20 protein-coding genes are annotated in these 24,106 nt (G+C 66.1%); 11 read left to right on the top strand and 9 right to left on the bottom strand.

The genetic code is table 11. The features are described 5' to 3' along the window. The first annotated feature begins 87 nt into the window (after positions 1–87). The gene (locus tag H8F01_RS01595; RefSeq protein WP_187057354.1) at positions 88–249 is read left to right on the top strand and encodes a 30S ribosomal protein THX; all 162 of its coding nucleotides are present in this window, start codon (positions 88–90) and stop codon (positions 247–249) included. Between the two features lie 74 nt (positions 250–323). Here the strand turns inward: H8F01_RS01595 and hutI are convergent, their stop codons facing one another. The 3 genes from hutI to H8F01_RS01580 are packed head-to-tail and all read right to left on the bottom strand — an operon-like array spanning position 324 to position 4,632. Beyond that, the gene (gene hutI, locus H8F01_RS01590) at positions 324–1,559 is read right to left on the bottom strand and encodes an imidazolonepropionase (protein WP_187057353.1); all 1,236 of its coding nucleotides are present in this window, start codon (positions 1,557–1,559) and stop codon (positions 324–326) included. Continuing rightward, a complete protein-coding gene (locus H8F01_RS01585) occupies positions 1,556–3,061 on the bottom strand; it encodes a chloride channel protein (RefSeq protein WP_187057352.1) in 1,506 nt (501 codons plus the stop codon). Before H8F01_RS01585 ends, hutI begins: the two co-directional genes overlap by 4 nt. Beyond that, positions 3,058–4,632 carry a carbon-nitrogen hydrolase family protein gene (locus H8F01_RS01580; RefSeq protein WP_187057351.1) on the bottom strand — a complete coding sequence of 525 codons (1,575 nt, stop codon included), beginning with the start codon at positions 4,630–4,632 and terminating at the stop codon, positions 3,058–3,060. The genes H8F01_RS01585 and H8F01_RS01580 overlap by 4 nt, the downstream gene beginning before the upstream one ends. Positions 4,633–4,713: 81 nt before the next feature. On the opposite strand from H8F01_RS01580, the gene H8F01_RS01575 reads away from it, so the two are divergent. Beyond that, on the top strand, positions 4,714–6,081 hold the full coding sequence (locus H8F01_RS01575; RefSeq protein ID WP_187057350.1) for a formimidoylglutamate deiminase: 1,368 nt from the start codon (positions 4,714–4,716) through the stop codon (positions 6,079–6,081). Between the two features lie 134 nt (positions 6,082–6,215). Then, positions 6,216–6,386, top strand: a complete 171-nt coding sequence (locus H8F01_RS01570) for a hypothetical protein (RefSeq protein WP_187057349.1) — start codon at positions 6,216–6,218, stop codon at positions 6,384–6,386. 20 nt (positions 6,387–6,406) lie between these two features. On the opposite strand, the gene H8F01_RS01565 is transcribed toward H8F01_RS01570, so the two are convergent. Next, positions 6,407–7,324, bottom strand: coding sequence for a LysR family transcriptional regulator (locus H8F01_RS01565; protein WP_187057348.1), 918 nt, complete (start codon positions 7,322–7,324; stop codon positions 6,407–6,409). Between the two features lie 108 nt (positions 7,325–7,432). Here H8F01_RS01565 and H8F01_RS01560 point away from each other — a divergent pair, with 108 nt between their 5' ends. After that, on the top strand, positions 7,433–8,548 hold the full coding sequence (locus H8F01_RS01560) for an aldo/keto reductase (RefSeq protein WP_187057347.1): 1,116 nt from the start codon (positions 7,433–7,435) through the stop codon (positions 8,546–8,548). A 185-nt stretch (positions 8,549–8,733) separates the two neighbouring features. Here H8F01_RS01560 and H8F01_RS01555 read toward each other — a convergent pair whose 3' ends face one another. Beyond that, the gene (locus tag H8F01_RS01555; RefSeq protein ID WP_187057346.1) at positions 8,734–9,231 is read right to left on the bottom strand and encodes a Spy/CpxP family protein refolding chaperone; all 498 of its coding nucleotides are present in this window, start codon (positions 9,229–9,231) and stop codon (positions 8,734–8,736) included. A gap of 163 nt (positions 9,232–9,394) precedes the next feature. On the opposite strand from H8F01_RS01555, the gene H8F01_RS01550 reads away from it, so the two are divergent. The 5 genes from H8F01_RS01550 to H8F01_RS01530 all read left to right on the top strand — a co-directional run bounded on the left by H8F01_RS01550 (position 9,395) and on the right by H8F01_RS01530 (position 16,684). Then, entirely contained in the window at positions 9,395–10,081 is a 687-nt protein-coding gene (locus H8F01_RS01550) for a response regulator transcription factor (RefSeq protein ID WP_187057345.1), read from the top strand. Beyond that, positions 10,078–11,445, top strand: coding sequence for a sensor histidine kinase (locus tag H8F01_RS01545; RefSeq protein WP_187057344.1), 1,368 nt, complete (start codon positions 10,078–10,080; stop codon positions 11,443–11,445). Before H8F01_RS01550 ends, H8F01_RS01545 begins: the two co-directional genes overlap by 4 nt. A gap of 73 nt (positions 11,446–11,518) precedes the next feature. Then, positions 11,519–12,505 carry a multidrug resistance efflux transporter family protein gene (locus tag H8F01_RS01540; protein WP_187057343.1) on the top strand — a complete coding sequence of 329 codons (987 nt, stop codon included), beginning with the start codon at positions 11,519–11,521 and terminating at the stop codon, positions 12,503–12,505. A gap of 169 nt (positions 12,506–12,674) precedes the next feature. Continuing rightward, a complete protein-coding gene (locus H8F01_RS01535; protein WP_187057342.1) occupies positions 12,675–15,677 on the top strand; it encodes a glycoside hydrolase domain-containing protein in 3,003 nt (1,000 codons plus the stop codon). Positions 15,678–15,706: 29 nt separating this feature from the next. Further along, entirely contained in the window at positions 15,707–16,684 is a 978-nt protein-coding gene (locus tag H8F01_RS01530; protein WP_187057341.1) for an alpha/beta hydrolase, read from the top strand. Here H8F01_RS01530 and H8F01_RS01525 read toward each other — a convergent pair. Continuing rightward, positions 16,665–18,329 (bottom strand): GGDEF domain-containing protein, encoded by a 1,665-nt coding sequence (locus H8F01_RS01525; protein WP_187057340.1) that lies wholly within the window; start codon positions 18,327–18,329, stop codon positions 16,665–16,667. The genes H8F01_RS01530 and H8F01_RS01525 overlap by 20 nt on opposite strands. Positions 18,330–18,607: 278 nt before the next feature. On the opposite strand from H8F01_RS01525, the gene H8F01_RS01520 reads away from it, so the two are divergent. Next, on the top strand, positions 18,608–19,906 hold the full coding sequence (locus H8F01_RS01520; RefSeq protein ID WP_238481107.1) for an MFS transporter: 1,299 nt from the start codon (positions 18,608–18,610) through the stop codon (positions 19,904–19,906). Positions 19,907–19,914: 8 nt separating this feature from the next. Beyond that, entirely contained in the window at positions 19,915–20,298 is a 384-nt protein-coding gene (locus tag H8F01_RS01515) for a VOC family protein (protein WP_187057339.1), read from the top strand. A gap of 45 nt (positions 20,299–20,343) precedes the next feature. Here H8F01_RS01515 and H8F01_RS01510 read toward each other — a convergent pair whose 3' ends face one another. The 3 genes from H8F01_RS01510 to H8F01_RS01500 all read right to left on the bottom strand — a co-directional run bounded on the left by H8F01_RS01510 (position 20,344) and on the right by H8F01_RS01500 (position 24,059). Beyond that, positions 20,344–21,624 carry an alkaline phosphatase family protein gene (locus H8F01_RS01510; protein WP_187057338.1) on the bottom strand — a complete coding sequence of 427 codons (1,281 nt, stop codon included), beginning with the start codon at positions 21,622–21,624 and terminating at the stop codon, positions 20,344–20,346. Positions 21,625–22,038: 414 nt separating this feature from the next. Then, positions 22,039–22,569 carry a methylated-DNA--[protein]-cysteine S-methyltransferase gene (locus H8F01_RS01505; protein ID WP_187057337.1) on the bottom strand — a complete coding sequence of 177 codons (531 nt, stop codon included), beginning with the start codon at positions 22,567–22,569 and terminating at the stop codon, positions 22,039–22,041. Next, positions 22,569–24,059, bottom strand: coding sequence for a DNA-3-methyladenine glycosylase 2 family protein (locus tag H8F01_RS01500; RefSeq protein ID WP_187057336.1), 1,491 nt, complete (start codon positions 24,057–24,059; stop codon positions 22,569–22,571). Before H8F01_RS01500 ends, H8F01_RS01505 begins: the two co-directional genes overlap by 1 nt. Positions 24,060–24,106 lie beyond the last annotated feature (47 nt).

The raw sequence follows: 24,106 nt of genomic DNA, 5'->3' as shown, positions 1-24,106 counted from the left end.
GGGCGGCGCTTGCCGACTATTGCGCTTTGGACGGTCGCTGATACGATGATCGGCCGTATTCACCCCCAACGAATCAAGGAGTTCCCCATGGGCAAGGGCGATCGCAGGACCCGTCGTGGCAAGACCTACCGTGGCAGCTACGGCAACAGCCGCTCGCATTCGCTGACCCCGGCCGTGGCCGGTGGCAAGGCGACCGTGACCAAGCCGGCCGCCGCCAAGAAGGCAGCGCCGAAGAAGAAGTCGGCCTAAGCCATCAGGCTCGCCAGAAAGCCCCCGCCCAGCGGGGGCTTTTTTGTGGCCGCGAGTAAGCGGCGGGGGCGGGCTCAGCCCGCGAAGGCTGGCTCAGCGCCGCCGACGAACACCTTGCGCAAGGCATGGTTGCCGCCGATCCAGTAGCACAGCTCGGCCGGCTGCCTGACATTCCACACGGCGAGATCCGCCCGTTGCCCGGCCTCCAGCGTGCCGCGGTCATCGAGGCCGAGCGCGCGTGCCGCATTCACCGTGACGCCGCGCAGCGCTTCTTCCGGGGTCAGGCGGAACAGCGTGCAGGCCATGCCTGCCGCCAGCCGCAGCGAAAGCAGGGGAGAGGTGCCGGGGTTGCAGTCGGTGGCCACCGCCATGGCCACGCCATGTTCGCGCAGGCCGGAAATCGGCGGCAGCTTCGTCTCACGCAAGGCGTAGAACGCGCCGGGCAGCAAGACGGCCACGGTGCCGGCCTGTGCCATCGCACGGATGCCGCTGTCGCTGAGGTACTCCAGATGGTCGGCGGACAGCCCGTGGTAACGGGCGACCAGGGCAGCGCCGTCGAGGTCGGACAGCTGCTCGGCGTGCAGCTTCACCGGCAGGCCAAGCTGCGTCGCGCGTTCGAACACGCGACGCGTTTCTTCCGGCGTGAAGCCGATGGTTTCGCAGAAGGCATCGACCGCGTCGACCAGGCCTTCGCCGGCAAGGGCGGGCAATACCTCGTCGCACATCAGGGCGACATAGCCCTCGCGGTTATCGCGGTATTCCGGTGGCAGCGCGTGCAGGCCAAGGAAGGTCGTGCGCACCGTGATGCCCAGCGCTTTCCCGAGGCGGCGCGCGACGCGCAGCATGCGCCGTTCGGTCTCCCGGTCCAGCCCATAGCCGGATTTGATCTCCAGCGTGGTCACGCCATCGGCCAGCAAGGCATGGGCGCGCGGCAGTGCCTGCGCGAATAGCTCGTCTTCGCTGGATTCGCGCGTGGCTTTCACCGTGGAGACGATGCCGCCACCAGCGCGCGCGATCTCTTCGTAGGTTGCGCCATTGAGGCGCATGTCGAACTCGTGCGCGCGGTTGCTGCCGAATACCAGGTGCGTGTGGCAATCGACCAGCCCGGGGGTTACCACGGCTCCGCCCAGGTCTTCCACATGAGCCGCGCGCGTGGCGGCATCAGGGGGGAGCGCGTCCATCGGGCCCACCCAGGCAATGCGCCCTTCAAGCGTGGCAATGGCGCCACGTTCGATCAGTCCATAAGGCGCGTCACCGGCGAAGGTGGCGAGCGTGGCGTTGGTCAGCAGGTGATCCCAGCGTGGCGTCATGACGGTTGATGATCGGTGGGTGAAACGGACGGATGCGGTGGTTCGCCGGAAGGCGGGAGCGGGGTAGCCGGATCTTCCACCACGGATGATTCGGCCCACGCGCCGTGTGCGTCGCCTTCGTCATCGGCGGACGGTTCGGCAGCGCGACGCGCGAGCTCGCGTTCGTAGCCTTCGATGAGCTTGTCGGCCAGCGCGCGATACACCGGCTTGCGCGACAGCAGCGATGACGTGGCGCGCGCCAGCAGGCAGGTGGCCATGATGGGCAGCACCATCTGCTGGTTGGCGGTGAGCTCCATGGAAATCACCGTGGCCGTCAGCGGCGCCTGCGTCACGCCGGAGAGGTAGGCCGCCATCGCCAGCAGCACCACCGCCGAGGGATCGACACCCGGCAGGATGGCGCACAGGTTGTTGCCCAGGCCGGCACCTACCGCCAGCGCAGGCGAGAAGATACCGCCGGGAATACCCGCCCAGTACGAAGCGATGTTGCCGAGAAACTTCAGTACGCCAAAGCTCGTCACCGTATCCGTGTGGCCCTGCAGGATGTTCCTGGCCTGCTCGTAGCCGGTGCCATAGAGGCCGGTGTGGGTGAGCTGGCTCAGCAGCACCAGGGCCAGGCCGCAGGCGGCGGCGAACACCACGGGCTGGCGTGCGCGCAATCGCCCGACGAAGCCACGGAAGCCGGTGTCATGCGGCACGATCAGCCGGGCGAACAAGCCGCCCGCCAGTCCGCACACGATGCCGGTGGCCAGTACCGCCCACCACGCCTTGCCCAGCGGCAGGCCGATGTCGAAATGACCGAAGTAGGCGTAGTTGCCAAGGATGCCCAGCGAGACCAGGCCCGCCACGAATACCGCGGTCAGCAGGATGCCGCTCATGCGGTGCTCGAACGAGCCACTCATTTCCTCGATGGCGAACACGATGCCCGCCAGTGGCGTGTTGAACGCGGCAGCGAGGCCGGCCGCCGCGCCCGCCAGGATGAAGCGTCCCGCCGCAGCCGGTTCCGCAAAACCGAAGCGGCGCCCGAGTGAATAAAGCAGGCCTGCACCCACGTGCACGGTGGGGCCCTCGCGCCCCACCGAGGCGCCGCCCAGCAAGGCGGCCAGCGTCAGGGCCATCTTGCCGATGGCCACGCGCAACGAGAGCAGGCTGTTGCGGAAGCCTTCGTCTTCGATCTTCAGCGCGGCGATGGCCTGCGGAATGCCGGAGCCGCGCGTGGGCTTGAGGGCACCCTCGGTGAGCCAGGCGAGCAGGGCAAAGGTGAGCGGCGTGATCAGGAACGCCCAGTAGCGATTGTGCGTGACCACGCCGTTGAACACGTGGAATGCCCAGTCGGCCGCCTGCGCGAAGCCGATGGCGGCCAGGCCAACCAGCACGGCGCCGCCCCAGAACAGCACGCGTCGGCGCCATTGCACCGGCGAGAACAACTCCGACTGGGCAAGCTGCTGGAAGCGTCCGGTGACCTTGGGTGAGGCGGGGCTCGGTTCGTCGTTCCGATCGCTCACGATTTCGCCTCGGACTTGCGGGTCCAGCGCGTCTCGTAGAGGTCGAAGCGACGATCCTTGAGGTTCTGCACCGCGCCGGCGTTGCGGGCGCGCGCCAGGCTTTCCAGGTGCAGGTCGGCGAACAGCACGGTTTCGATGTTCGGCGTGGAATCGGCTGCAATGCCGTCACGCGCAAACGGGAAATCGCTCGGCGTGAGGATGCAGCTCTGGCCGTACTGGATGTCGAAGTTGTTCACGCCGGGCAGGTTGCCCACGTTGCCGGACAACACCACGTAGCACTGGTTCTCGATGGCGCGGGCCTGCGAGCAATAGCGCACGCGCAGGTAACCCTCGCGCACGTCGGTGCAGAACGGCACGAACAGTATCAGCGCACCCTGGTCGGCCAGATGGCGCGCCACCTCGGGGAACTCCGAGTCGTAGCAGATCATCACGCCGATGGGGCCGCAATCGGTCTGGATGGTCGCCGCCGTGTCGCCACCGGTGATGCTCCACACCGTGCGTTCGCTGGGCGTGGGGTGCAGTTTTTCCTGCTCGTGGATCGAGCCATCGCGCAGGCACACGTAGCAGACATTGTGGATGTCGCCGTTGGCCTGCTCGGTGGGATGCGAGCCCGCGATGATGTTGATGTTGTAGTGCACCGCCAGCCGGCTGAAGAGTTCCTTCACCTGCGGCGTGTACTGGCTGAGCTTGCGGATGGTATCGACCGGCGAGAGTTCCTCGTTCTCGATCGACAGCAGCTGCAACGTGATCAGCTCGGGAAAGGTGACGAAATCGGCGTTGTAGTCGGCCGCGATATCGGTGAAGTACTCCACCTGCGTGGCGAACTCCTCGTACGAGCGGATGCGTCGCTGCTGGTACTGCACGGATGCCACGCGCACCAGGTCGGGCAGTCGCTGCGTGGACGGCACCGACGGAATATCCGGATGATCGAGCAGGGCCGGGTTGCGCCACACCAGGTGCGCTGCATAGCCCAGCGATTCATAGTCGGAGGGCACATAGCCGCGCAACAGCCCGATCACCTCGAACTCATTGTTGAGCTGGAAGCTGAGCGTGGGGTCGCGGCGCTTGCCTTCCGACACGGCCTGCACGTAGGCCTCGGCGCTGCCATAGCGCTGCAGGTTGCGCGCCAGGCCGGGCATGCGTCCACCGAACACGATGCCGCGCAGCTTGAGGTCGGTGCAGATGCGCTTGCGTGCCTGGTACAGGCGCTGGCCGATGCGCATGTTGCGGTATTCCGGATGCACCACTACTTCCATGCCGTACAGCCAGTTGCCGTCGCGACGATGGCGCGAAGCCATGCCACCGCCGGTGATCTGCATCCAGGTGTGCGGTGCCAGTGCGGCGGCTTCATCGATGCGGAAGGTGGCGCAGTAGCCCACGATCTTCCCCTCGTACTCGACCACGAACTGGCCTTCGGGAAAATGCGTCTGCTGTGAGCGCAGCATTTCCGCCGAATGCCCCCACTCGGGGGTGTAGACGCGGGCAGTGAGATCGACCAGTGCGGGCACATCGGCGGGCGTTGCCTGCCGCACCAGCAGCTTCGGGGTGTGTTCCGGTGTTTTCTTGGCCATCGCCACATTATGCCGTACCAGCGTGAACGAGACGGCTTGGCGAACGGTTACACTCAGGATCTGTTTCCCAGGAGCCCGGTCATGGCTGGCAGCATCGCGACCCGTTACACCGCCGATCGTCTCTGGACGCCACAGGGTTGGACGCCTGGCGCCGTGCTGGAAGTGGATGACGGCGGCATGCTGGCGGGCGTGACGACTGGTGAAGGCGAGCGCCTCGGCCGCTGGGTGTTGCCGGGCATGCCCAATCTGCATTCGCATGCATTCCAGCGTGCGATGGCAGGGCTGGCCGAACGCAAGGGCAAGAGTGACGACAGCTTCTGGACCTGGCGCGAAACCATGTACGCGTTTGCCGCCACCGTGGGGCCGGATGAACTCCAGGCCATCGCCGCGCAGCTCTACGTGGAGATGCTCAAGAGCGGCTACACGCAGGTCTGCGAGTTCCACTACCTGCACCACCAGCCCGACGGCACGCCGTATGCGCAACCCGAGGCGATGTCGCTGGCGTTGATCGAGGCAGCGAAGGAAGCGGGTATCGCGCTCACGCTGTTGCCGGTGCTGTACATGAGCGGTGGCTTCGATGGTCGTCCGCTGGCGCCGCGCCAGCGTCGCTTCGGTCACGATGTGCCGTCGTACCTGCGCTTGCTGGAAACCCTGCGCGCGTACGAGAACGACAAGCTGCGCGTGGGCATGGCACTGCATTCCCTGCGCGCCGTGCCGGAAGAGGCGCTGAAGCTGGTGCTCGCCAGTGACGCCACGAAGGCGTGTCCCATCCATATCCATATCGCCGAACAGATCGGCGAAGTGCAGGATTGCCTCGCCACGCGCGGTGCGCGCCCGGTGGAATGGTTGTTCGACCATGCGCCGGTGGATGCGCGCTGGACCCTGGTGCATGCCACGCACCTGAGCGACAAGGAAACCGCGCAGATCGCGCGTAGTGGTGCGGTGGCTGGCCTGTGTCCCACCACCGAAGCGAACCTCGGCGACGGCCTGTTTCCGCTGGCCGACTTCATCGATGCCAACGGTACGCTGGGCATCGGTTCCGATTCGCACATCTCGGTGTCGCCGGTGGAAGAACTGCGCTGGCTGGAATACGGCCAGCGCCTGTCCACGTGCCATCGCAACATCGCCGCGCGCCATCAGGGTGATAGCGTGGGCGAAACGCTGTGGCGTGCCGCGTTGCGCGGCGGAGCCACGGCGTCGGGCCTTGCCATTGGTGAGCTGCGCCCCGACGCGCGTGCGGATCTGCTCGTGCTGGATGATCGCGCGCCGCTGCTTGCCGCGCGCGACGAGCGCTCGGTGATCGACAGTTTCCTGTTTGCCGGCAATGTGCCGCTGGTGCGCGACGTGATGGTCGGCGGCGAATGGGCGGTGCGCGGATTCACGCATCGCGACGAAGACCGCATTGCCGCGCGCTATCGCACCGTGATGGAGCGACTTGCTCCGCACTGACGTGCAAGCTTGATGTCAGCATGAACGATGGCCGTCATTTGCATGAATGGCGGCCATCGTATTTGTGCGTATCCGTCAGCGCGATTTTCGGGCCGGCGTTTTCCGGGTCAAACCCAACCGGAAAGGAGAACACCATGCGTCGACTCATGCTGATCGGTCTCGGCCTCGCCGTCATGTTCAGCGCGAGCCTGTCACTTACCGGCTGCGTGGTAGTGGCACCACGGCCGCACTACGCTGCGCGCGTGTGGGTGCCGGCGTATTACGCGCCGACCGGCGTCTACGTCTCCGGTCACTGGCATTCGTGATCGCGCGTCGCCATGCGGCTTCAGCGCCCGGTGGCGAGGTGATGTCGAAGGTGTTCGATGAAGGCCCGTAGCTTGGGCGGCACCTGCAGGCGACTGGGGTAATACAGGTAGAAACCGTCGAACGGCGGCAGCCACTCGTCGAGCACCGACTGAAGTCGCCCGTCGGTCAGTGCCGCCCGCACCGACGGTTCCACCATATGCGTCAGGCCAAGGCCGTCGATGGCCGCGCGTATCGCCATGGTGGGATCGTTGGTGGTGATCGGGCCATCCACATCCATCTCGAACCACTGGCCCTTCGACGGGCCCGTGGGGTGGGCAAACTCCCAGCGATAAATGGCATTGCTGCTGAAGCGGAAACGCACGCAGTCGTGCATGGCCAGATCGCGCGGATGGGCAGGGCGGCCGTGGGCGGCAAAGTAACCGGGAGAGCCCACCACCACGGCGCGCTGTGGCCCTCCCAATGGCATGGCCACCATGTCGCGCGCCAGCCGTTCACCTAGGCGGATGCCGGCATCGAAACCCTCGGCGATCAGGTCAGTGAGCCGGTTCTCGACCTGGATATCCAGCTTCACCTCCGGCCAGGCCCGCATGAAGCTGGCGACACAAGGCGCCACCAGGTGGTCGAGCACCATCTGTGGCACGGCAATGCGCAGGGTGCCGGCAGGGCGGTCGCCGTGCTGGCGCAGTGCGTCGATGGCCTGGTCGATCTCGTTCAGGGCAGGGGAAATACGTTCCAGGAAGGCGTGACCGGCCTCGGTGAGGCCGACGCGACGCGTGGTGCGATGCAGCAGGCGCACGCCCACGTGGTCTTCCAGCTGGCGCAGCGTCTGGCTGAGGGCCGAGGCAGTGACCTCCAGTTCGGCGGCGGCGCGGGTAAAGCTCCCGTGGCGGGCGATCAGGCGGAAAGCGCGCAGGGCAGAGGCGTGATCGAGAGCCATTGATTAGTCTTGCTTAATAAAGCATGCACAAGATGCGGATTTTTCCCCGTAATGGCAAGGCGCAGACTTCACCCATCTGCTCCACCCCCATCCCACCAGGAGTCCGCCATGTCACTCGATGCCTACTACACCCTCGGCCGCTCCGGCCTGCGCGTGAGCCGCCTTGCCCTGGGCACCATGACCTTCGGTGACAACTGGGGCTGGGGCGCGGCGGAAGACACCGCACGCGCCATGTTCGATCGTTACCTGGATGCCGGCGGCAATTTCTTCGACACCGCCGATCTGTACACCGAAGGTGCCAGCGAGGAGCTGCTCGGCAAATTCGTCGCCGACAGCGGCACGCGTGATCGCGTGGTGCTGTCCACCAAGTTCACCTACAACGCCCAGCCCGGCAATCCGAACGCGGGCGGCAACGGCCGCAAGAACATCCTGCGCGCGGTGGAAGGCTCGCTGCGTCGCCTGCGCACCGATTACATCGACCTGTACATCCTGCACACCTGGGATCGTTTGACGCCCGCCGAGGAAGTGGTGCGCACGCTGGACGACCTCGTACGTGCCGGCAAGATCCGCTATGCCGGCCTGTCCGACGTGCCGGCCTGGTATGCCTCGCGGGCACAGACCTATGCCGAGGCGCACGCGTTGACGCCGCTGGTGAACCTGCAGCTCGAGTACTCGCTGATCGAACGCCATATCGAACACGAGTTCGTGCCGATGGCCACCGAGCTGGGCATGGGCATCACGGCCTGGAGCCCGATGGGCATGGGCCTGTTGTCGGGCAAGTACAAGCCGAGCGAAGCGGGCGGCGCTGGCGAGGGGCGTCTGGCCAAGATCTCCGGCGCACCGGGTTTCGACCGGTTCACCGAGCGCAACTGGGCGATCGTCGCCGCCCTGGAAGAACTGGCCGGCACCATGGGCAGGCCGATGGCACAGGTGGCGCTCAACTGGGTCGCCACGCAGCCGGGTATTGCATCGGTGATCATCGGCGCGACCAAGCTGGCGCAGCTGGACGACAACCTGTCTGCGCTGTCGTTCGAGATACCTGCCGACCTGCGTGCCCGACTGAATGAAGCCAGCGCGCTGGAGCCGACCTTCCCATACTGGTTCTTTGGCGACGTGCAGCAGTCGCGCATTCATGGCGGCGTGGCGGTGGGCAGCAAGCCGGCCGGTTACGCGCCGCCGGTGTTCGTGCCGTCGCTGCAGCAGGCGGGGTTCAAGGCGGACTGATCGCTGCGACCAACGCGAAGCGCACCCTGTGCGCCATGGGCAAGGGCGGGGAGGCCCGCCGGGACGCACAGGGTTTGCTTTAAAACCGTTTTCGGAAAAAAGCGGCGCCAGCATGCAGGCTGGCGCCGATCTTCTTGCGGGCGCCGAGGCAGCGCCGTGGTTCTTCTATGACGTCGTCCGAACCGTTACTGGGCCGTGGAGCCCGACGCCGGATGCTGGGCCTTGAACTGCTCCCACTGCTGGTGGCGGGCAACGCGCTGGGCCTTGAGGGTGGCCAGCTGCGACTGCTGGGCCGGGGTCAGGATGGCGTAGACCTGGGCGCGGATGGCGGCGCGCTGCTGTACGCGGGCCGTGGTGGCGGCGCCTTCAGCCTGGGCCAGCGCGGTGGCGGCGGCCTGGTAGCCCGAGGCGTTCGGGGCCATCTGCTCGAAGGCTTCACGCTGCTGGCGCAGTGCATCGCGCTGGGTCTTACCCTGCGAGCGGGCCGTCTGCATGATCTGCTTGATGCTGGCCTTCTGGGCGTCGGTCAGGTTCAGCTTGCTGTACGCCTCAAACGCGCCGTGGCCGTGGTCGTGGCCATGGAAGCCGCCCTGCGGGCCACCGTCCTGTGCGGAAGCGATGGCGAACGGAGCGAGGGCAACAGCCGAAGCGAGCACCAGAGCGAGAGAGATGTTCTTGCGCATGGGGATTACCTGTGTCGTTGGGGTTGGTCTTGCGTGATGCCTATTTGACGACAGCGCTATGTGTATGTTCTTTGCGGGAAGGTAAAGAACGGTAAAGCCGGTGGAGCAAGATCCTTCGCCCGGTTTGAATGTCGGCGAGACGGACAAGGTTTTTCCTCAGAACATGCCCAAGATCCTCATCGTTGACGACGACCGCGCCCTGGCCGCCCTGCTGGCGGAATACCTGCAGCGCGAAGGTTTCGTGGTGGACGTTGCCCATGACGGCGATGCCGGCCTGGCCCAGTTGCACAACCCGTCCACGCGGCCGGATCTATTGATCCTGGACGTGATGATGCCGGGGCGCGACGGCCTGGAAACGCTGCGTGAGGTACGCCTCAAGCACCGCCTGCCAGTGATCATGCTGTCGGCCCGGGGCGAGCCGGTGGATCGTGTGATCGGCCTGGAGCTGGGCGCGGACGACTACCTCACCAAGCCATGCCTGCCGCGCGAACTGCTGGCCCGCGTGCGGGCACAGCTGCGCCGCAACGCGCCGGTCAGCGCCGGCAGCCTGCAAGTGGGCGTGCTGCGGCTGGAACCGGCCGAACGCCGTGCCTATGTGGGCGAGCAGGAGTTGTCGCTCACCGGTGCGGAATTCCAGTTGCTGCTGACGCTGGCGCAACGCACCGGCGAACTGGTGGACAAGGCCACGCTGACGCGCATGGCGCTGGGGCGCGAGCTGGAGCGCTTCGACCGCAGCATCGACGTGCACGTCAGCCGCCTGCGTCACAAGTTGACGGAAGCATCGGCGCAGGCGCCTCGCATCGAGTCGGTTCGCGGTGCGGGCTACAGCCTGGTGGCGGGCGCGGCGTGAGTCCTTTCAAGAGCTCGCTTTACTGGCGCGTGTTGATCAGCTTCTGCGGCGCCAACCTGCTGGCGCTGGGGCTGGGGATCTTCCTCACGCAGAGCTTCATCGAATTCACCACGGCGGTGGAGATCAACTGGTCGACCCTCGCGCAGGGCGCGGACCAGGCCTACGAAAGTGGCGGCCAGACAGCACTGGCCGAATGGTCGCTGCAACAGCGACACGAAGGCATCGAAGCGACGCTTTACGAGGACGGTCAGGCGCTGACGCCCATCCGCATGCCGGCGTCGGTGGAGTCGTCGCTGCAGAGCGGGCTGGACGAGAAGCGTGACGTGGTGCTGCAGCCCTGGCCGAATCTCTACCTGGCAGTGCAGCAGGTGCAGGGCGGTGATGGCCATGTCCGGCAACTGGTGGCGCTCAGCCGCACGCATTCGCGTCTGCGGCAAGGCACGCGCCAGACGATCTTCCTTGCCATCCAGGGTGGGCTCTCGCTGCTGTTCATCGGCCTGGTGGGCTGGTGGGTGGCGCGCAGCGTGGCGAAGCCGGTGGAGGCGATCAGTCATGCCACGCGGCGCATGGCATCGGGCGAGTTGTCCGCACGCGTGGGGCCGCCGGGACGTCGCGCGCCGGAAGAACTGAACCAGCTTGCCAGCGATTTCGACGCCATGGCCGAGCGCATCGAGGCACTGGTCGCGCACGATCGCAGCGTGCTGCAGGATCTCTCCCACGAACTGCGCTCGCCGCTGGCGCGTCTGCATCTGATCCTGGATCTGGCCCAGCGCAGCGCCACGCCGGAGGAAGCCGCGCATTATTTCCTGCAGGCCGAACAGGAGATCAGTCGCCTGGACAGCATGACCGGCGAGATGCTCGCGCTGTCGCGGCTGGAAGGCGGTATTCCCGGTGTGAACCGCGAGCCGGTGGATGTGTTGGCGCTGTTGCGCGAATGCGTTCGTCGCGCTGGCGTGGAGGCGCAGGCGCGTGGCATCACGCTGCACCTGGACGGCGATGCGCCGGCGGTGGTTTCCGGCAACGGACTTCTGCTGGAGCGCGCGTTCGACAACTTGATTGGCAATGCCATCAAGTTCAGCCCCGAGGGTGGCAAGGTCGAGCTGGCAGCACAGGCGACGACCGGCACGGTCGACGTGTCGATCCGCGACAACGGGCCCGGCGTGCCCGAGTCGGAAATCGGCTCGTTGTTCCGCCCGCTGTTTCGCGGGAGCAATGCCTCGCGCGCGCACGGCCATGGCCTGGGCCTGGCCATCGTGCAGCGGGTGGTGAAGGCACACGGCGGCGATATTCATGCGGAGAATCGCGAGCAGGGCGGGTTGATGGTTCATCTGCAGCTTCCGCTGGCACCCTCTGGCATGGGTTGATTGGCCGCACGCGGGCTTCGAAAACACCCGGGTGTCTGCGACACTCGCTGTTTTGATGAACCACGGTCCGTGCATGCGCTCGAACGCTGTCGCCGCGGTGGGACTGGCGCTGTGCGCGGCGTTGTTCTTCACCATGACTTATGTGCTCAACCGTAGCCTTGTTGCTGGCGGGGGCCACTGGGCGTGGGCCGTGATCCTGCGCTATCTCATCACCTTGCCGCTGCTGGCCGTTGCGCTGCCGTGGCAGGGCGGGCTGGGCGAATTGCCGGCCGAGCTGAGGCGCTATCCGCGTACCTGGCTGTTGTGGAGTGCCGTGGGCTTCGTGCTGTTCGGTTTGCCGCTCACGTGGGCGGCCAACAGCGGGCCTTCGTGGCTGGTGGCTGGCAGCTTCCAGACCACGGTGCTGGCGGGGCCGCTGCTGGCGCCACTGATCTATCGCGACGAGCGACGCCGCCTGGCCTGGCGCAGCGTGGCGATCGGCGCGTTGATCGTTGCCGGCGTGTTTGCGCTGCAATGGGGCCATGCGCACGGCCAGCTGCGTGTCATCGACTGGCTGGAGATGGCGGCGGTGGTGTTCGCGGCCTTCATGTACCCGCTGGGCAATCGCATGGTGCTGTTGCATCTGGAGAAGAGCGGCTCGCACATCGGCGCCACGCAGCGCGTGTTCGGCATGACGCTGTGCAGCTGGCCGTTCTGGCTGGTTCTGGCGGCGATGGCATGGTTAGTCGTCGGGCCGCCGGGTTGGCGGGAAATCCTGCTCGCCGGCGGCGTGGCCCTGTCCTCGGGGGTGATCGCCACCGTGCTGTTCTTCCGCGCCACCGACATGGTGCGTACCGAGCCGACCGCGCTCGCTGCCGTGGAGGCCATGCAGGCCGCCGAGCTGCTGTTTGCCACGGTGATCGGTGCCACCTTCCTCGGCGAATCATGGCCGCACGGCTACTCGGCATTCGGCGCCGTGATGATCATGGTGGGCATTGCATTGTTCGGCTGGGTGAGCGGGCGCTCCGCCGCCGGGCATGATGACGAAGTGCGTGCACTGAAGACCGACCGTGGGGCTTGAAAGCAGGAGTGAGTGATGAGCAGTGAGTAGCGAGAGAACGCTCGCGCTATTTCCACCACTAACACCTCGCCACGTCTTCCGGAACTTGCCCCCTCGCACCCCATCGGGTTAAACACCCCTGTTCCGGTGCGCAAATCGGCGCACGGCTTTTCGGCTATCTGGGGTGGACATGGTGCATCGAAGCAAGGCGTGGATCGTGGCGGGCATGCTGCTGGGCGCGGCATGCACGGGTCACGCGCAGGCGTTGGTGACGCAGCAACCGCTGCGCTGGAACGCGGACGCGCTGGGCAATCACCGCTACCTGGTCCGGGTCGATGCGCCGGCAACGGCGGTGCGCGTGGTGATCCCCTGGCGTCGCCGCGATGCACACCCGGAGAACGTCGCCATCATCATTACTGCGCCCGATGGCTCCGTGGTATCGAACGTAAGACGCGGCACCATCGATCAGGCCAGTGGCGAGCTGGTGTTCAAGGCGGCGCAGGCCGGCACGTATGCGGTGTACTACCAGCCGTACGTGAACAAGGGGCGCAGCAACTACCCCACGGTGACCTATGCGGAGCCCAAAGACACCGCCGATGCCGCGTGGGCAGGGACGGTGGGCGATGCCAGTCACTGGTCCCGCCTGCCGCAGGCCAGGGTGCTGGGCTACGAGGCCGTGGATGATTTTGATGCTTACACGCCCATGGAGCGCACGGCGACACCGGCCGAGGTGCAGGCCGTGCTGGCGAAGCATGCCGCCGATGCCTTGCTGCTGTTTCCCGAGACACGTGCCAACCCCATCCGCATGTTCGATGCGTTGCCGGAAAGCTGGGCGAAGCGCGGCCCCGGCGGCACCTTCAGCGAATCGGCGCAGCGCGGCGAATACCTGAGTTTCCAGCTCGGCGCTTGGGCGCCTCGCGCAGCCGTCGGCAACGTGCGTGTGAGTTTTGGCGACCTGCGTGCGGATGACGGCTCGACGATTCCTTCGAACGCCCTGACCTGCTTCAACCTGGGGGGCACCGGTTATGACGGGAAACCGTTCACCGCCCGCGTGGACGTGGCCGCAGGACGCATCCAGGCCTTGTGGATAGGGCTGGATGTGCCTGCCTCGGCAACACCCGGCGTGTACCGCGGAACGGTCACGGTGTCTGCCGATGGCGTGGCGTCGCAGTCGATTCCCCTGGCGATCACCGTGGGCGAGGGCGTGGCAGTCGCCCACGGCGATGACGACCCTTCCAGGCTGACCCGCCTGCGTTGGCTCAACTCCACGCTGGCCCAGGACGATTCCGTGGTAAAGCCCTTGCTGCCGATTGCGGTGAACGGCCAGACGCTGGGCATCCTCGGGCGCGAGATCAAGCTCGACGCCAGTGGCCTGCCGGCCCAGATCACCAGTCATTTCGATGAGCGCATGACCGGGATCAGCAAGCAGGGCAAGGCCTTGCTGGTCGCGCCCATGCAACTGATCGTGGAGGACGACGCCGGCAAGCATGTGCTGGGCACGGCACGCATGCCGCAGATCCAGGTGGATGGCCCCGGCAAGGTGCACTGGCAGGTCGCGGCCGCCGCGGGAGCGTTGCAGGGCAAGGTGAATGCCAGCCTGGAAGCAGATGGCACGATGGTCTACGGCATTGCCCTGACTGCAACGAAGGACGTGGCGCTGCGGGATATTCGCCTGTCCATTCCGATGCAGCAGGACGCCGCCCGTTACCAGCTTGGACTTGGCCGGCAGGGCGATCGCGCCCCCGACGATTTCAACTGGAAGTGGCAGGTCAAGAACAACCAGGACGGTGCGTGGATCGGCTCGGTGAATGCCGGCCTCGAGTTCCATCTGCGCGACGAGAACTACCGTCGCCCGCTCAACACCAATTTCTACCAGCAACAACCGCTGCGCATGCCGGTGTCGTGGGACAACGGCGGGCAGGGTGGCATCCACCTGCGCAACGAAGACAAGGACTATCTGGCCGAGGCCTATAGCGGTCCGCGCCAGATGAAGGCCGGCGACACGCTGCATTACGACCTGGTCATGCGCGTCACGCCGTTCAAGACCATCGATCCGGCGAAACACTTTTCCGAGCGGTTCTTCCACAAATACGGCGACCTGGATGCCATCAAGGCCGATGGCGCCAACGTGGTGAACATCCACCACGCCACGCCGATCAATCCGTGGATCAACTATCCGTTCCTCGAGCCGGCGGCCATGCGCGCGTATATCGATGCGGCCCACCAGCGCGGCATGCGGGTGAAGATCTACGACACGGTGCGCGAGGTATCTGACCGTGCGCCCGAGCTGCCCATGCTGGAAAGCCTGGGGCACGAGGTGATCAGCGCCGGCAAGGGTGGTGGGTTCTCCTGGCTGCAGGAGCATCTGGATGGCGACTACATCGCCGCGTGGCATGTACCGGAAAACCGCGATGCGGCGATCATCAATGCCGGCCAGAGTCGCTGGCACAACTACTACATCGAAGGACTGGACTGGCTTGCCCGCAACGTGGGCTTCGACGGCCTGTACCTCGACGACGTGGCCTATGACCGCACGACCATGAAGCGCGTGCGCAAGGTGCTGCAGGCGCATCGTCCCGATCCCTTGATCGACCTGCATTCGGCCAGCCAGTACAACCCGCGCGACGGCTACATCAACAGTGCACTGCTTTACATGGAGCTGTTTCCGTACATCGACCGCCTATGGTTCGGCGAAGAGTTCGATTACGAGAAGACCTCGCCCACGTACTGGCTCACCGAGATCTCCGGCATTCCGTATGGCCTGATGGGCGAGATGCTGCAGAACGACGGCAACCCCTGGCGTGGCATGCTGTTCGGCATGACCAATCGCCTCGGCTGGTCGGCCGGCAGCGATCCGCGCGGCCTGTGGAAGCTGTGGGATGCCTTCGGCATCGAACAGGCCGAGATGATCGGCTGGTGGGTGCACGACACGCCGGTGAAGACCAACCGTGACGACGTGCTGGTCACCAGCTATGTGCGCAAGGGCAGCAAGACGCTGATCGCGATTGCCTCGTGGGCACCGCAGAAAGTGGACGTCACGCTTGTCGTGGACTGGAAGGCGCTGGGCCTGTCGCCGGCCAGGGCGACCCTCACCGCCCAGGCAGTGAACGGCTTCCAGCCGCAGGCCAGCTTCAAGGCGGGCGATGCCATTCCCGTGGAGCCCGGCAAGGGCTGGCTGATCGTGGTGGAGTGATGACGATGCGCGCGAGCTGGAAACACATCATGGCGTGCCTGCTGCTGGGCTCCGTATGGACGATGCCGGTGGCACACGCCACCGAAGCGGCGCCGGCACCGGTGAAACTGGCGCTGGATGCCCCAGCCTTCGCACCCGAGCAGATCAAGGTCACGGTGTATCTGCCGCCGGGTTATGCGGACTCCGCTGTGCAATATCCGGTGCTTTACGCCAACGACGGTCAGGACATGGATGCCGTGGCGCTGCAGGACGCGCTGGCGTCGCTTTACGCGCAGCACGCGATCCGCCCGGTGATCGTGGTGGCGGTGGACATGCTGAAGGATCGTGCTTCCGGCTACGGCTTGTTTGATCGCGCAAGGCGCCGCAGCGTGGTCGGCGGCTCGCGCATCGGGCCCATCGGTGCGCGCGCCTATGATTATTCCGCGTGGGTGGCGGAACAGCTCGTGCCCTACATCGATGCGCACTACCGCACGCAGGCCACCGCGCAGGGGCGCACCATGCTGGGCTGGTCACTCGGTGCGCTCAACGCGTTCTGCCTGGGCTGGGAGTATCCCGAGGTGTTCGGCCAGGTCGGGGCGTTCTCGCCGTCGTTCTGGCTGGCGGGCGACCGCAGCGATGCAAACGCGGTGGAAGGCACGCGGTTGGCGCAGGCCATGGTGGACCGGGCCAGGCAACGCCGGCCGGTCCGCTTCTGGTTCGCGGTGGGTGGTCATGAGGAAACCAACGACCGCAATCACAACGGCACCATCGATGCCGTGGAAGACCTGCAGGACCTGATCAGCGGATTCACCGCTCCCGATGGCACCCACCGGCGCGGTCTGCGCGACCTGGGTTACGACGTCGGCGTGGTCGATGCCGCGCATCCGGTCCAGACCAGCGAGGTTGTCTACGACCCGGTGCCCGATGGCGAACACAACCAGGCCACCTGGAAACGCATGCTGCCGGTGTTTCTGGTGTGGGCTTACGGGGTGGCGCCAGACATGCCGCTCAGCTCGTCACCGCCGTAAGCGAGGCGTGGGCCACCACGCAGTTGCGTCCCTGCGTCTTGGCCCGATAAAGCGCGGCATCCGCGCGGGCGATCAGATCGTCGACCGTGTCCAGCGGGCCAAGCAGGCTGGACACGCCCATGCTCACCGTGGTCTGCAAGGTATTGCCGCGTGCGTGCACCTGCAGCACCTCGATGCTGTGACGGATGCGCTCGGCCACCGCCATCGCATTGTCCTGCGTGGTGCCCGGCAGCATCGCCACGAATTCCTCGCCGCCGTAGCGCCCCAGGCTGTCCGAAGGTCGCAACTCGTCGGCAATGGCTTCGGCCACGGCGCGCAGGCAGGCATCGCCCGTCTGGTGCCCGTGACGGTCGTTGACGGACTTGAAGTGATCCATGTCCAGGAAAATCAGCGCCAGCGGCTGGTGCAACGGCCGCGCCTGCGCCATGGCGTCATGCAGGCGGCGGACCAGTGCGCGGCGATTGAGCACGCCGGTGAGTGCATCGTGATCGGCAAGATGGTGCGCCATGTCGCGCTCGCGCCGCGCGCGCAGCGAGAGATCGGCCAGGCCGATGGTGACCACCACGCTGCAGAACGCCATGGCCGCGGGCATGCTGTATTCCAGCCAGCGGGGCAGGTCCAGCGACAGCAGCACCTGGCTCACCCGTACCACCGTCAGCAACACCTGCGGCAGCCACGCCACCAGGAAAAAGCGTGCCTGCCTCCCGTGGCGCAAGGTCGCCAGTATCACCGCGGCCAGCGCACACAGCAACGAGACGATGAACCAGAAGTTGTAGGCGCTGGCCAGCAGGTGCATGCGCTCGGCGAACGGAAAACAGAGCAGGGCGGCGATCACCAGATACGGCCAGCGCATGGCGCCCAGCAGGCGTGCCCCGCGCGGGGTGATCACGCGCAGTTCGCAGAACTCGACGATGAAGGACAGCAGCAGCGGTGCGCTGAGCGCCGTGAACAGCCACGGTGCATGCGTGCCCAGCGGTATCAGCAACCGGCCACCGGGCAGTTCGTACAGCTCGCCGCTGGTCAGCAGCTGGTTCATCAGCTGGCAACCGGTGTAGCCGATGAAGTAGACCAGGACGCGGTCGCGCAGCACCAGCCAAAGGCATAGTGCCGCCAGGATCATGGTGAACTGCACGCTGGAGAACAGCGTGGTCAGGCGCACGTGATTCAGGTCCTGCGCCTGATACGTGGCCATGTCGACGATCTCCGCGCGAATCTGCCGGGTGAAGCTGTCCGCCGCGATCTGCACGTAGATGGGCTGGCCGGCGCGCAGGTCGTGCGGCAGTTCCAGCGCCAGGTGGTGGCGCGAGAAACGCGCGGGCAAATCCGTCTGGGCGAACCACAGCTCATGCGGACGGTAGTCCGGCGGCGGGTACACCGTGATGTGCACGTACATGGCGCCGGTGAAATTCAGCAGGGGCGCGCTTTCTTCATGCCAGTCGCGATCGAGGGTGAGGCGATACCAGCGCTGCTTTTCCACTGCGTTCGGTGTGTGCGTGGTGGGGAGCGGCGCGAAGCCGGCGTCCACGTCGCCATGGATGACCTGATCGGGCGTAGGCGTCTGCGGGAGTGGCTTCAGCGCCGCGACGTGCAGCGCCGGCAGTCGCGGCGGTGCCGGCTCGGCGTCGGCGGACAGCACAAAAGCCATGGCGCACAGCCATGCGACGAACACCACCGCAGGTCCGCGTAACCGCATATGTTCCCCCCTCAGGTCACCGGCTCCCACACCGGCTGGCGGGGCCGCCCTCTCCCGAGGCGTCTCCCGCTGAGTCCTTATGTATCACGTTCACCCTGTGATATGGCTTTCTTGTCAGTCCCGGGGGGGCGATGCCGGCCCGCGAGCCCGTCCTGCACTGAGCCGCGGGTCGTACACGATCGCGGCAAGTCTTATGCTTGCAGCCTCTGCAGTATCGAGGCGTCAGCAACATGGCAAGGCGGGAAAGCGTGGAACCGGTGTCTCGGCCAGAACATCGGCCAACGGCGGACGAACTTGAGCCTGCGCCCACTATCCGCCACGGCACGCCCGCTTTCCGACGCACCAACCTGGCCCTGTTTGCCGCCGGCCTGGCCACGTTCGGCCTGCTGTACTGCACGCAGCCGTTGATGCCCGAGTTCAGCAAGGACTATGGGGTCAGCGCCGCCACCGCCGCACTGTCGCTGTCGCTCACTACCGGCGTGCTGGCCGTTGCCATGCTGTTTGCCGGTGGCGTGTCCGACGCGTGGGGGCGCAAGTCGGTCATGACGGCATCCTTGCTGTCCTCGGCCTTGCTCGTGCTGCTGACCGCGCTGGTGCCGGACTGGCACATGCTGCTGATCCTGCGCGCCTTGCTGGGGTTGACCCTGAGCGGGTTGCCCGCGGTGGCGATGACTTATCTCGGTGAAGAGATGCACCCCGAATCCATTGGGTTGGGGATGGGCCTGTACATCAGCGGCAACGCCATTGGCGGCATGGGCGGGCGGCTGGTGGCCGGCGTGCTGGCCGAGTTCGTCGGCTGGCGTATCGGCGTTGCCGCGGTGGGCGTCATTGGCCTGCTGTCCGGCCTGGTGTTCTGGCGCATCCTGCCGCCGTCTCGACATCACGTGCGCCAGCCGTTGCGGCTGAAGGCCCTGATGGGGCGTTTTGCGGCGACTTTCCGGGATGCGGGCCTGCCGTGGCTGTTCGTCGAAGGTTTCCTGCTACTGGGTGCGTTCGTCACCGTTTACAACTACATCGGCTACCGCCTGCTCGCCCCGCCGTATGGGCTGAACCAGGCGGTGGTCGGCGCCATTTTCAGCGTGTATCTGATCGGCACGTTCAGTTCCGCCTGGATGGGCCACCTGGCCGGCAAACTGGGCCGACGCAAGGTGTTGTGGACGGCGTTCGCGCTGATGCTGGCTGGCCTGGCGCTTACCGCCACCCGGCCGCTGGCGCTGGTCGTGCTCGGCATCGTCGCCGTGACGTTCGGCTTCTTCGGCGGGCATTCCATTGCGAGCAGCTGGGTGGGACGCCGCGCGGGCAGCAACAAGGCGCAGGCTTCATCGCTCTATCTGTTCTCCTATTACATGGGCTCCAGCATTGCCGGTGCCTGCGGTGGCCTGTTCTACGGGGCGCATGGCTGGAATGGCGTGGCCGTGTTCGTTGGCGCGCTGATGGTTGCCGGCCTGCTGATTTCCCTGCGCTTGTATCGCTTGCCGCCCTTGGTGAGCCCGACCAAGCCGGAAACCGAACCGCCGATTCCCCAGTAAGGCCTGCCATGAAAATCGAAGCGCTCGACCATCTCGTGCTGACGGTTGCCGATGTAGCCGCCAGCTGTGCGTTCTATACCCGCGTGCTGGGCATGCAGGAGGTGACGTTCGGGGAAGGGCGCAAGGCGCTGGTGTTTGGCGTGCAGAAGATCAACCTGCACGCGCACGGCAGGGAGTTCGAACCCAAGGCGCTGCGACCCACGCCCGGTTCGGCGGATCTGTGCCTGCTGACATCATCCGTGTCAGGCGACGTGGTCGATCATCTTCGCCGCCATGGCGTGACCATTGAAGAAGGGCCGGTGCAGCGCACGGGCGCGCGTGGTCCCATCGAGTCGGTGTACTTCCGCGACCCGGATGGCAACCTGATCGAAGTGAGTCGTTACATCGACTGAGCCAGGCCGCGGAAGCGCGTTGCGCGCTTCCGCGGTAAACCTGCCTTACTGCGCTTCCGGCTTCAGCATGCCCTTCACGGCGTTGTAGTCGCCATCGTTGGCAGCGGCGGGGACGTCGAGCAGGTGGGTCATCAGCGGGTAGACGTCCACGTTGGGGAACGACGGTACCTGCGCGCCCTGGCGGAACGCCGGGCCGTGCGCGATGAACAGCGCCTGCATTTCCGGTGCCTCGTTGTCGTAGCCGTGCTCGCCCTGCGTGGTGCTCTTCTTTTTCGCCACGTAATCGCTGCTGGAGATGCGCCAGCCCACGTCGGCCAGGCACAGTAGCTGCGGCACGCGCGGGTTGCTGCCATAGGCGAGTCGCGCCGGCACGCGCGTCTTGTCCCAGCACGTCATGTGTTTCTGCGGCTTCTCCAGCGTGGCTTCGATTTTTGCGAAATCAAAACCCGGCTTGGGGTTGAAGCCCGCGAGCACGCCCATGCTCACCACGTCCACGTGCTTGAGGGGGATGAGCCTGTCCACCAGCACCGTGTTGCGCGTGGGCGTGTGCGCCATGCCATGGTCGGCCACCACGATCAGGTTGATGCGATCGAGCTGGCCGCGTTGCTTCAGGCCGTCGACGAGGCGGGAAAGCGCTTCATCGGTATGGCGGATGGCATCGTTCACCTGCGGCGAATCAGGTCCGAAACTATGGCCGGCATGATCCACCTCGTCGAAGTAGAGGGTGATGAACGTCGGGCGCTGGTCGGCGGGCAGGTCAAGCCATGCCAGCACCTGGTCAACGCGCTGGTCGGCGGTGACGTTGCCGTCGTACGGCTTCCAGTAATTCGGGTGCTTGCCGTGGATATCGGCTTCGGAGCCGGGCCAGAACATGGTGGCGCTCTTCATGCCCTGCGTCTGCACGGTTTCCCACAGCGGCGTGCCCTGGTCCCACCAGCGTCCGTTGCTGACCGCGTCGCGGTTGCCCAGCGAGAACTTGCCGAGCACGGGATCGGTCATCGTGTTGTTGACGATGCCGTGGTGATCCGGGCGCAGTCCGGTGACGATGGTGTAGTGATTCGGGAACGTCAGCGACGGGAACGATGGCTGCATGCCGCTCGCAGCATGCACGCCGGTGTTGGCCAGCGTCTGCAGCGTGGGGCTGAGTCCGCGTGAAAGATAATCGGCGCGATAACCATCGATGGAGATCAGCAGCACCGGCGCGGGTGCCTGCTTGATGGCGGCCTGGGGCGCAGGCGCAACAGCGGCAGGGTGGTCATGCGTGGTAGCGCAACCCGCGGCCAACGCCATCAACGAACACAGCAGCGGGCGAAACAGGATCTTCATGAGTAATGCCGTACTATCAACACAAAGGACGTATCATCCCCTAGGCGTATGACCATTACACGTCTTTTCTTTTACGCGACGTTCGCCACTTGCATGTTGCAAGCAGGTGTGGCTTCCGCGCATGCCACGGCAGAAGAGACACCTGCTGTCGCTGCCACCACGGGCAAACCGGCCTTGGCCTTGCACCCGCCTGCGGCGGCAGGTTCGCGCGCGCCTGGTGCCGGCGTTGCGCATGCGCCCGCCACCAAACACCCGGCCAAGGCCGCTTCGAAGCCGCAGGCGTCAGCGCACGATGCCTATCGTCTTTCGCATCAGTCGAATCAACTTGATTCGTACCGGAACGCGGTTACGCCGCCGGTAACCACGGATCGCTGATCGCTGCGTTCTGCTGTCGCGGCCGGGGCGGGTGTTGCCTCAGTGCGCAGTAACCTGCGACGGCACGCCGAACAGATCGCCTTCGGCAACGCGGCTTTCCATCGACAACAGGAATCGCTTGGTCGGCAGGCCGCCGCCAAAACCCGTCAGGCTTCCGTTTGCGCCGATCACGCGATGGCACGGCAGCACGATGGGCAGCGGATTCCTGCCATTGGCGGCGCCCACCGCACGCACCGCGAGCGGCTGCTCGATGCGGCGCGCGAGTTCGCCGTAGCTGATGGTGGTGCCGTAGGGGATGCGTGCGAGTTCCCGCCACACCTGGGTCTGGAACGGCGTGCCCAGCGGATGCAGGGTGAGATCAAAGTGCTGGCGTTCACCGGCGAAGTATTCGTCGAGTTGACGCCTGGCTTCCGCCAGCGGCTCGCTGGCGCGAATCCACTCCGGGCGCGGCGTGCGCTGGTGACGTCCGGTGGAGAACCACACTTCGCGCAGGCCCACCTCGTCGCTGACCAGGCGCAGCACGCCGATGGGCGTGCGCATCTCGTCGTACCAGATCGTCTCGCTGGACATCACGCCACCTTCTTGTTCGTTGCGGCGGCATCGCTGGCGCTGCGCCACAAATGCATGACGGAGTAGGCGCGCCAGGGGCGCCATGCTTCGGCGAGCGAGGTCAGCGCCTTGGTCGACAGCTCCGGTCCGGTGCCGGCCGCCGCGCGTCGAAGGATGAGGTCTGCCGCCGGGAACGCATCCGGATGGCTGAGCGCACGCATGGCCATGTAGTGCGCCGTCCATTCGCCGATGCCGGGCAGGGCCACCCAGCTTTCGACAAACTCGTCCAGCGGTTGTTCGCTACGGAAATCGATGCGGCCATCCAGCAGGGCCTGCGCAACGCCGCGCACGGTCGCGGCGCGCGCGGTGGTCAGGCCAAGCGAACGCAGGTCCGCTTCCACCAGCAACTCGGGCCCGGGAAACAGGCGTTGCAGCCCTGTCACCGGCGAGGCGACTTCGGTGCCGAAGCGCTGCACGATGCGCGTCGCCAGTGTGCGTGCCGCCGCCACGCTGACCTGCTGGCCGAGAATGGCACGCACCGCGATTTCGAATCCGTCCCAGCCGCCGGGCAGGCGAAGGCCCGGGCGTTTGCGCAGCAGCGGGCGAAGCACGGCACTTTCCTTCAGCGCCTCGCTGATCGATTGCGGGCTGGCATCGAGATCGAACATGCGCCGCAACTTGTTCACCACGCCCAGCATCTGCGCCGGCTGCGGGCAATGCAGTTCCAGTTTCAGCGCATGCTCGCGACCTGGCCACGCACTCAGTCGCAGCCATCCCGGCGCGTCGGGTGTGCCGAACACACGCGCATAGCTGTGGTCATCGACGGCCTCCACGCCGGGCAGTGCACGCCCGCGGAGAAAGGTCAGGATGGCTTCGAAGTCGTAAGGCGGCCGGTAGCCGAGTCGCAGCGTGATCGCATCGCCTGTCGCCGCGCTGGGATGGCGGCGAAGATCGCGTGGCGCCATGCGGTTCGCCTGCAGGAATGCCGCGTTGAACCGGCGCAGGCTGCGGAAGCCGGAGGCCAGTGCCACCTCGGTCACCGGCATGGTGGTTTCGGTGAGCAGTTGCTTGGCGAACAGCAGCCGGCGCGTGGTGTGCACGCTGACCGGCGGCGCACCCAGGCGTTCCACGAACAGGCGGCGCAACTGGCGAGCGCCCAGGCCCACGCGTTCGGCCATGTCGTCCACGGACAGTTCGTCGAACACGCCGCTGTCCATCAGTTTCAGCGTGCGCGCAATCACATGGTCGCCGCGCTGCCAGGCATCGTTGCCCGGCGACAGTTCCGGGCGACAGCGCAGGCAGGGCCGGAAGCCGGCCGCTTCCGCCGCCGCCGCGCTGCCGTAGTAGCGCACGTTCTGTGGTTTCGGTGGCGGCGCAGGGCATACCGGGCGGCAATAGATGCGCGTGCTGGTGACGGCGGTGAAGAACAGCCCATCGAAGCGCGCATCGCGGCTCAGTCGCGCCTGCTCGCAGGTGCGGTCGTCGGGTAGCGGGTCAGGTCGTTCGGTCATGGGTGCAGGCTAGCACCGGCCCGGGCGCCTGACTCGCCGTTTTCGGA

The sequence above is a fragment of the Dyella telluris genome (assembly GCF_014297575.1).
GTDB lineage: Bacteria > Pseudomonadota > Gammaproteobacteria > Xanthomonadales > Rhodanobacteraceae > Dyella > Dyella telluris.
This window is presented reverse-complemented; position numbering and strand designations above follow the sequence as displayed.

Bases quoted from the DNA above. Each gene is read 5' to 3' on its own strand.
- H8F01_RS01595 (WP_187057354.1), top strand. From the start codon at position 88: ATGGGCAAGGGCGATCGCAGGACCCGTCGTGGCAAGACCTACCGTGGC.
- hutI (WP_187057353.1), bottom strand. From the start codon at position 1,559: ATGACGCCACGCTGGGATCACCTGCTGACCAACGCCACGCTCGCCACC.
- H8F01_RS01580 (WP_187057351.1), bottom strand. From the start codon at position 4,632: ATGGCCAAGAAAACACCGGAACACACCCCGAAGCTGCTGGTGCGGCAG.
- H8F01_RS01575 (WP_187057350.1), top strand. From the start codon at position 4,714: ATGGCTGGCAGCATCGCGACCCGTTACACCGCCGATCGTCTCTGGACG.
- H8F01_RS01570 (WP_187057349.1), top strand. From the start codon at position 6,216: ATGCGTCGACTCATGCTGATCGGTCTCGGCCTCGCCGTCATGTTCAGC.
- H8F01_RS01565 (WP_187057348.1), bottom strand. From the start codon at position 7,324: ATGGCTCTCGATCACGCCTCTGCCCTGCGCGCTTTCCGCCTGATCGCC.
- H8F01_RS01560 (WP_187057347.1), top strand. From the start codon at position 7,433: ATGTCACTCGATGCCTACTACACCCTCGGCCGCTCCGGCCTGCGCGTG.
- H8F01_RS01555 (WP_187057346.1), bottom strand. From the start codon at position 9,231: ATGCGCAAGAACATCTCTCTCGCTCTGGTGCTCGCTTCGGCTGTTGCC.
- H8F01_RS01550 (WP_187057345.1), top strand. From the start codon at position 9,395: ATGCCCAAGATCCTCATCGTTGACGACGACCGCGCCCTGGCCGCCCTG.
- H8F01_RS01540 (WP_187057343.1), top strand. From the start codon at position 11,519: ATGCGCTCGAACGCTGTCGCCGCGGTGGGACTGGCGCTGTGCGCGGCG.
- H8F01_RS01535 (WP_187057342.1), top strand. From the start codon at position 12,675: ATGGTGCATCGAAGCAAGGCGTGGATCGTGGCGGGCATGCTGCTGGGC.
- H8F01_RS01530 (WP_187057341.1), top strand. From the start codon at position 15,707: ATGGCGTGCCTGCTGCTGGGCTCCGTATGGACGATGCCGGTGGCACAC.
- H8F01_RS01525 (WP_187057340.1), bottom strand. From the start codon at position 18,329: ATGGCTTTTGTGCTGTCCGCCGACGCCGAGCCGGCACCGCCGCGACTG.
- H8F01_RS01520 (WP_238481107.1), top strand. From the start codon at position 18,608: ATGGCAAGGCGGGAAAGCGTGGAACCGGTGTCTCGGCCAGAACATCGG.
- H8F01_RS01515 (WP_187057339.1), top strand. From the start codon at position 19,915: ATGAAAATCGAAGCGCTCGACCATCTCGTGCTGACGGTTGCCGATGTA.
- H8F01_RS01510 (WP_187057338.1), bottom strand. From the start codon at position 21,624: ATGAAGATCCTGTTTCGCCCGCTGCTGTGTTCGTTGATGGCGTTGGCC.
- H8F01_RS01505 (WP_187057337.1), bottom strand. From the start codon at position 22,569: ATGTCCAGCGAGACGATCTGGTACGACGAGATGCGCACGCCCATCGGC.
- H8F01_RS01500 (WP_187057336.1), bottom strand. From the start codon at position 24,059: ATGACCGAACGACCTGACCCGCTACCCGACGACCGCACCTGCGAGCAG.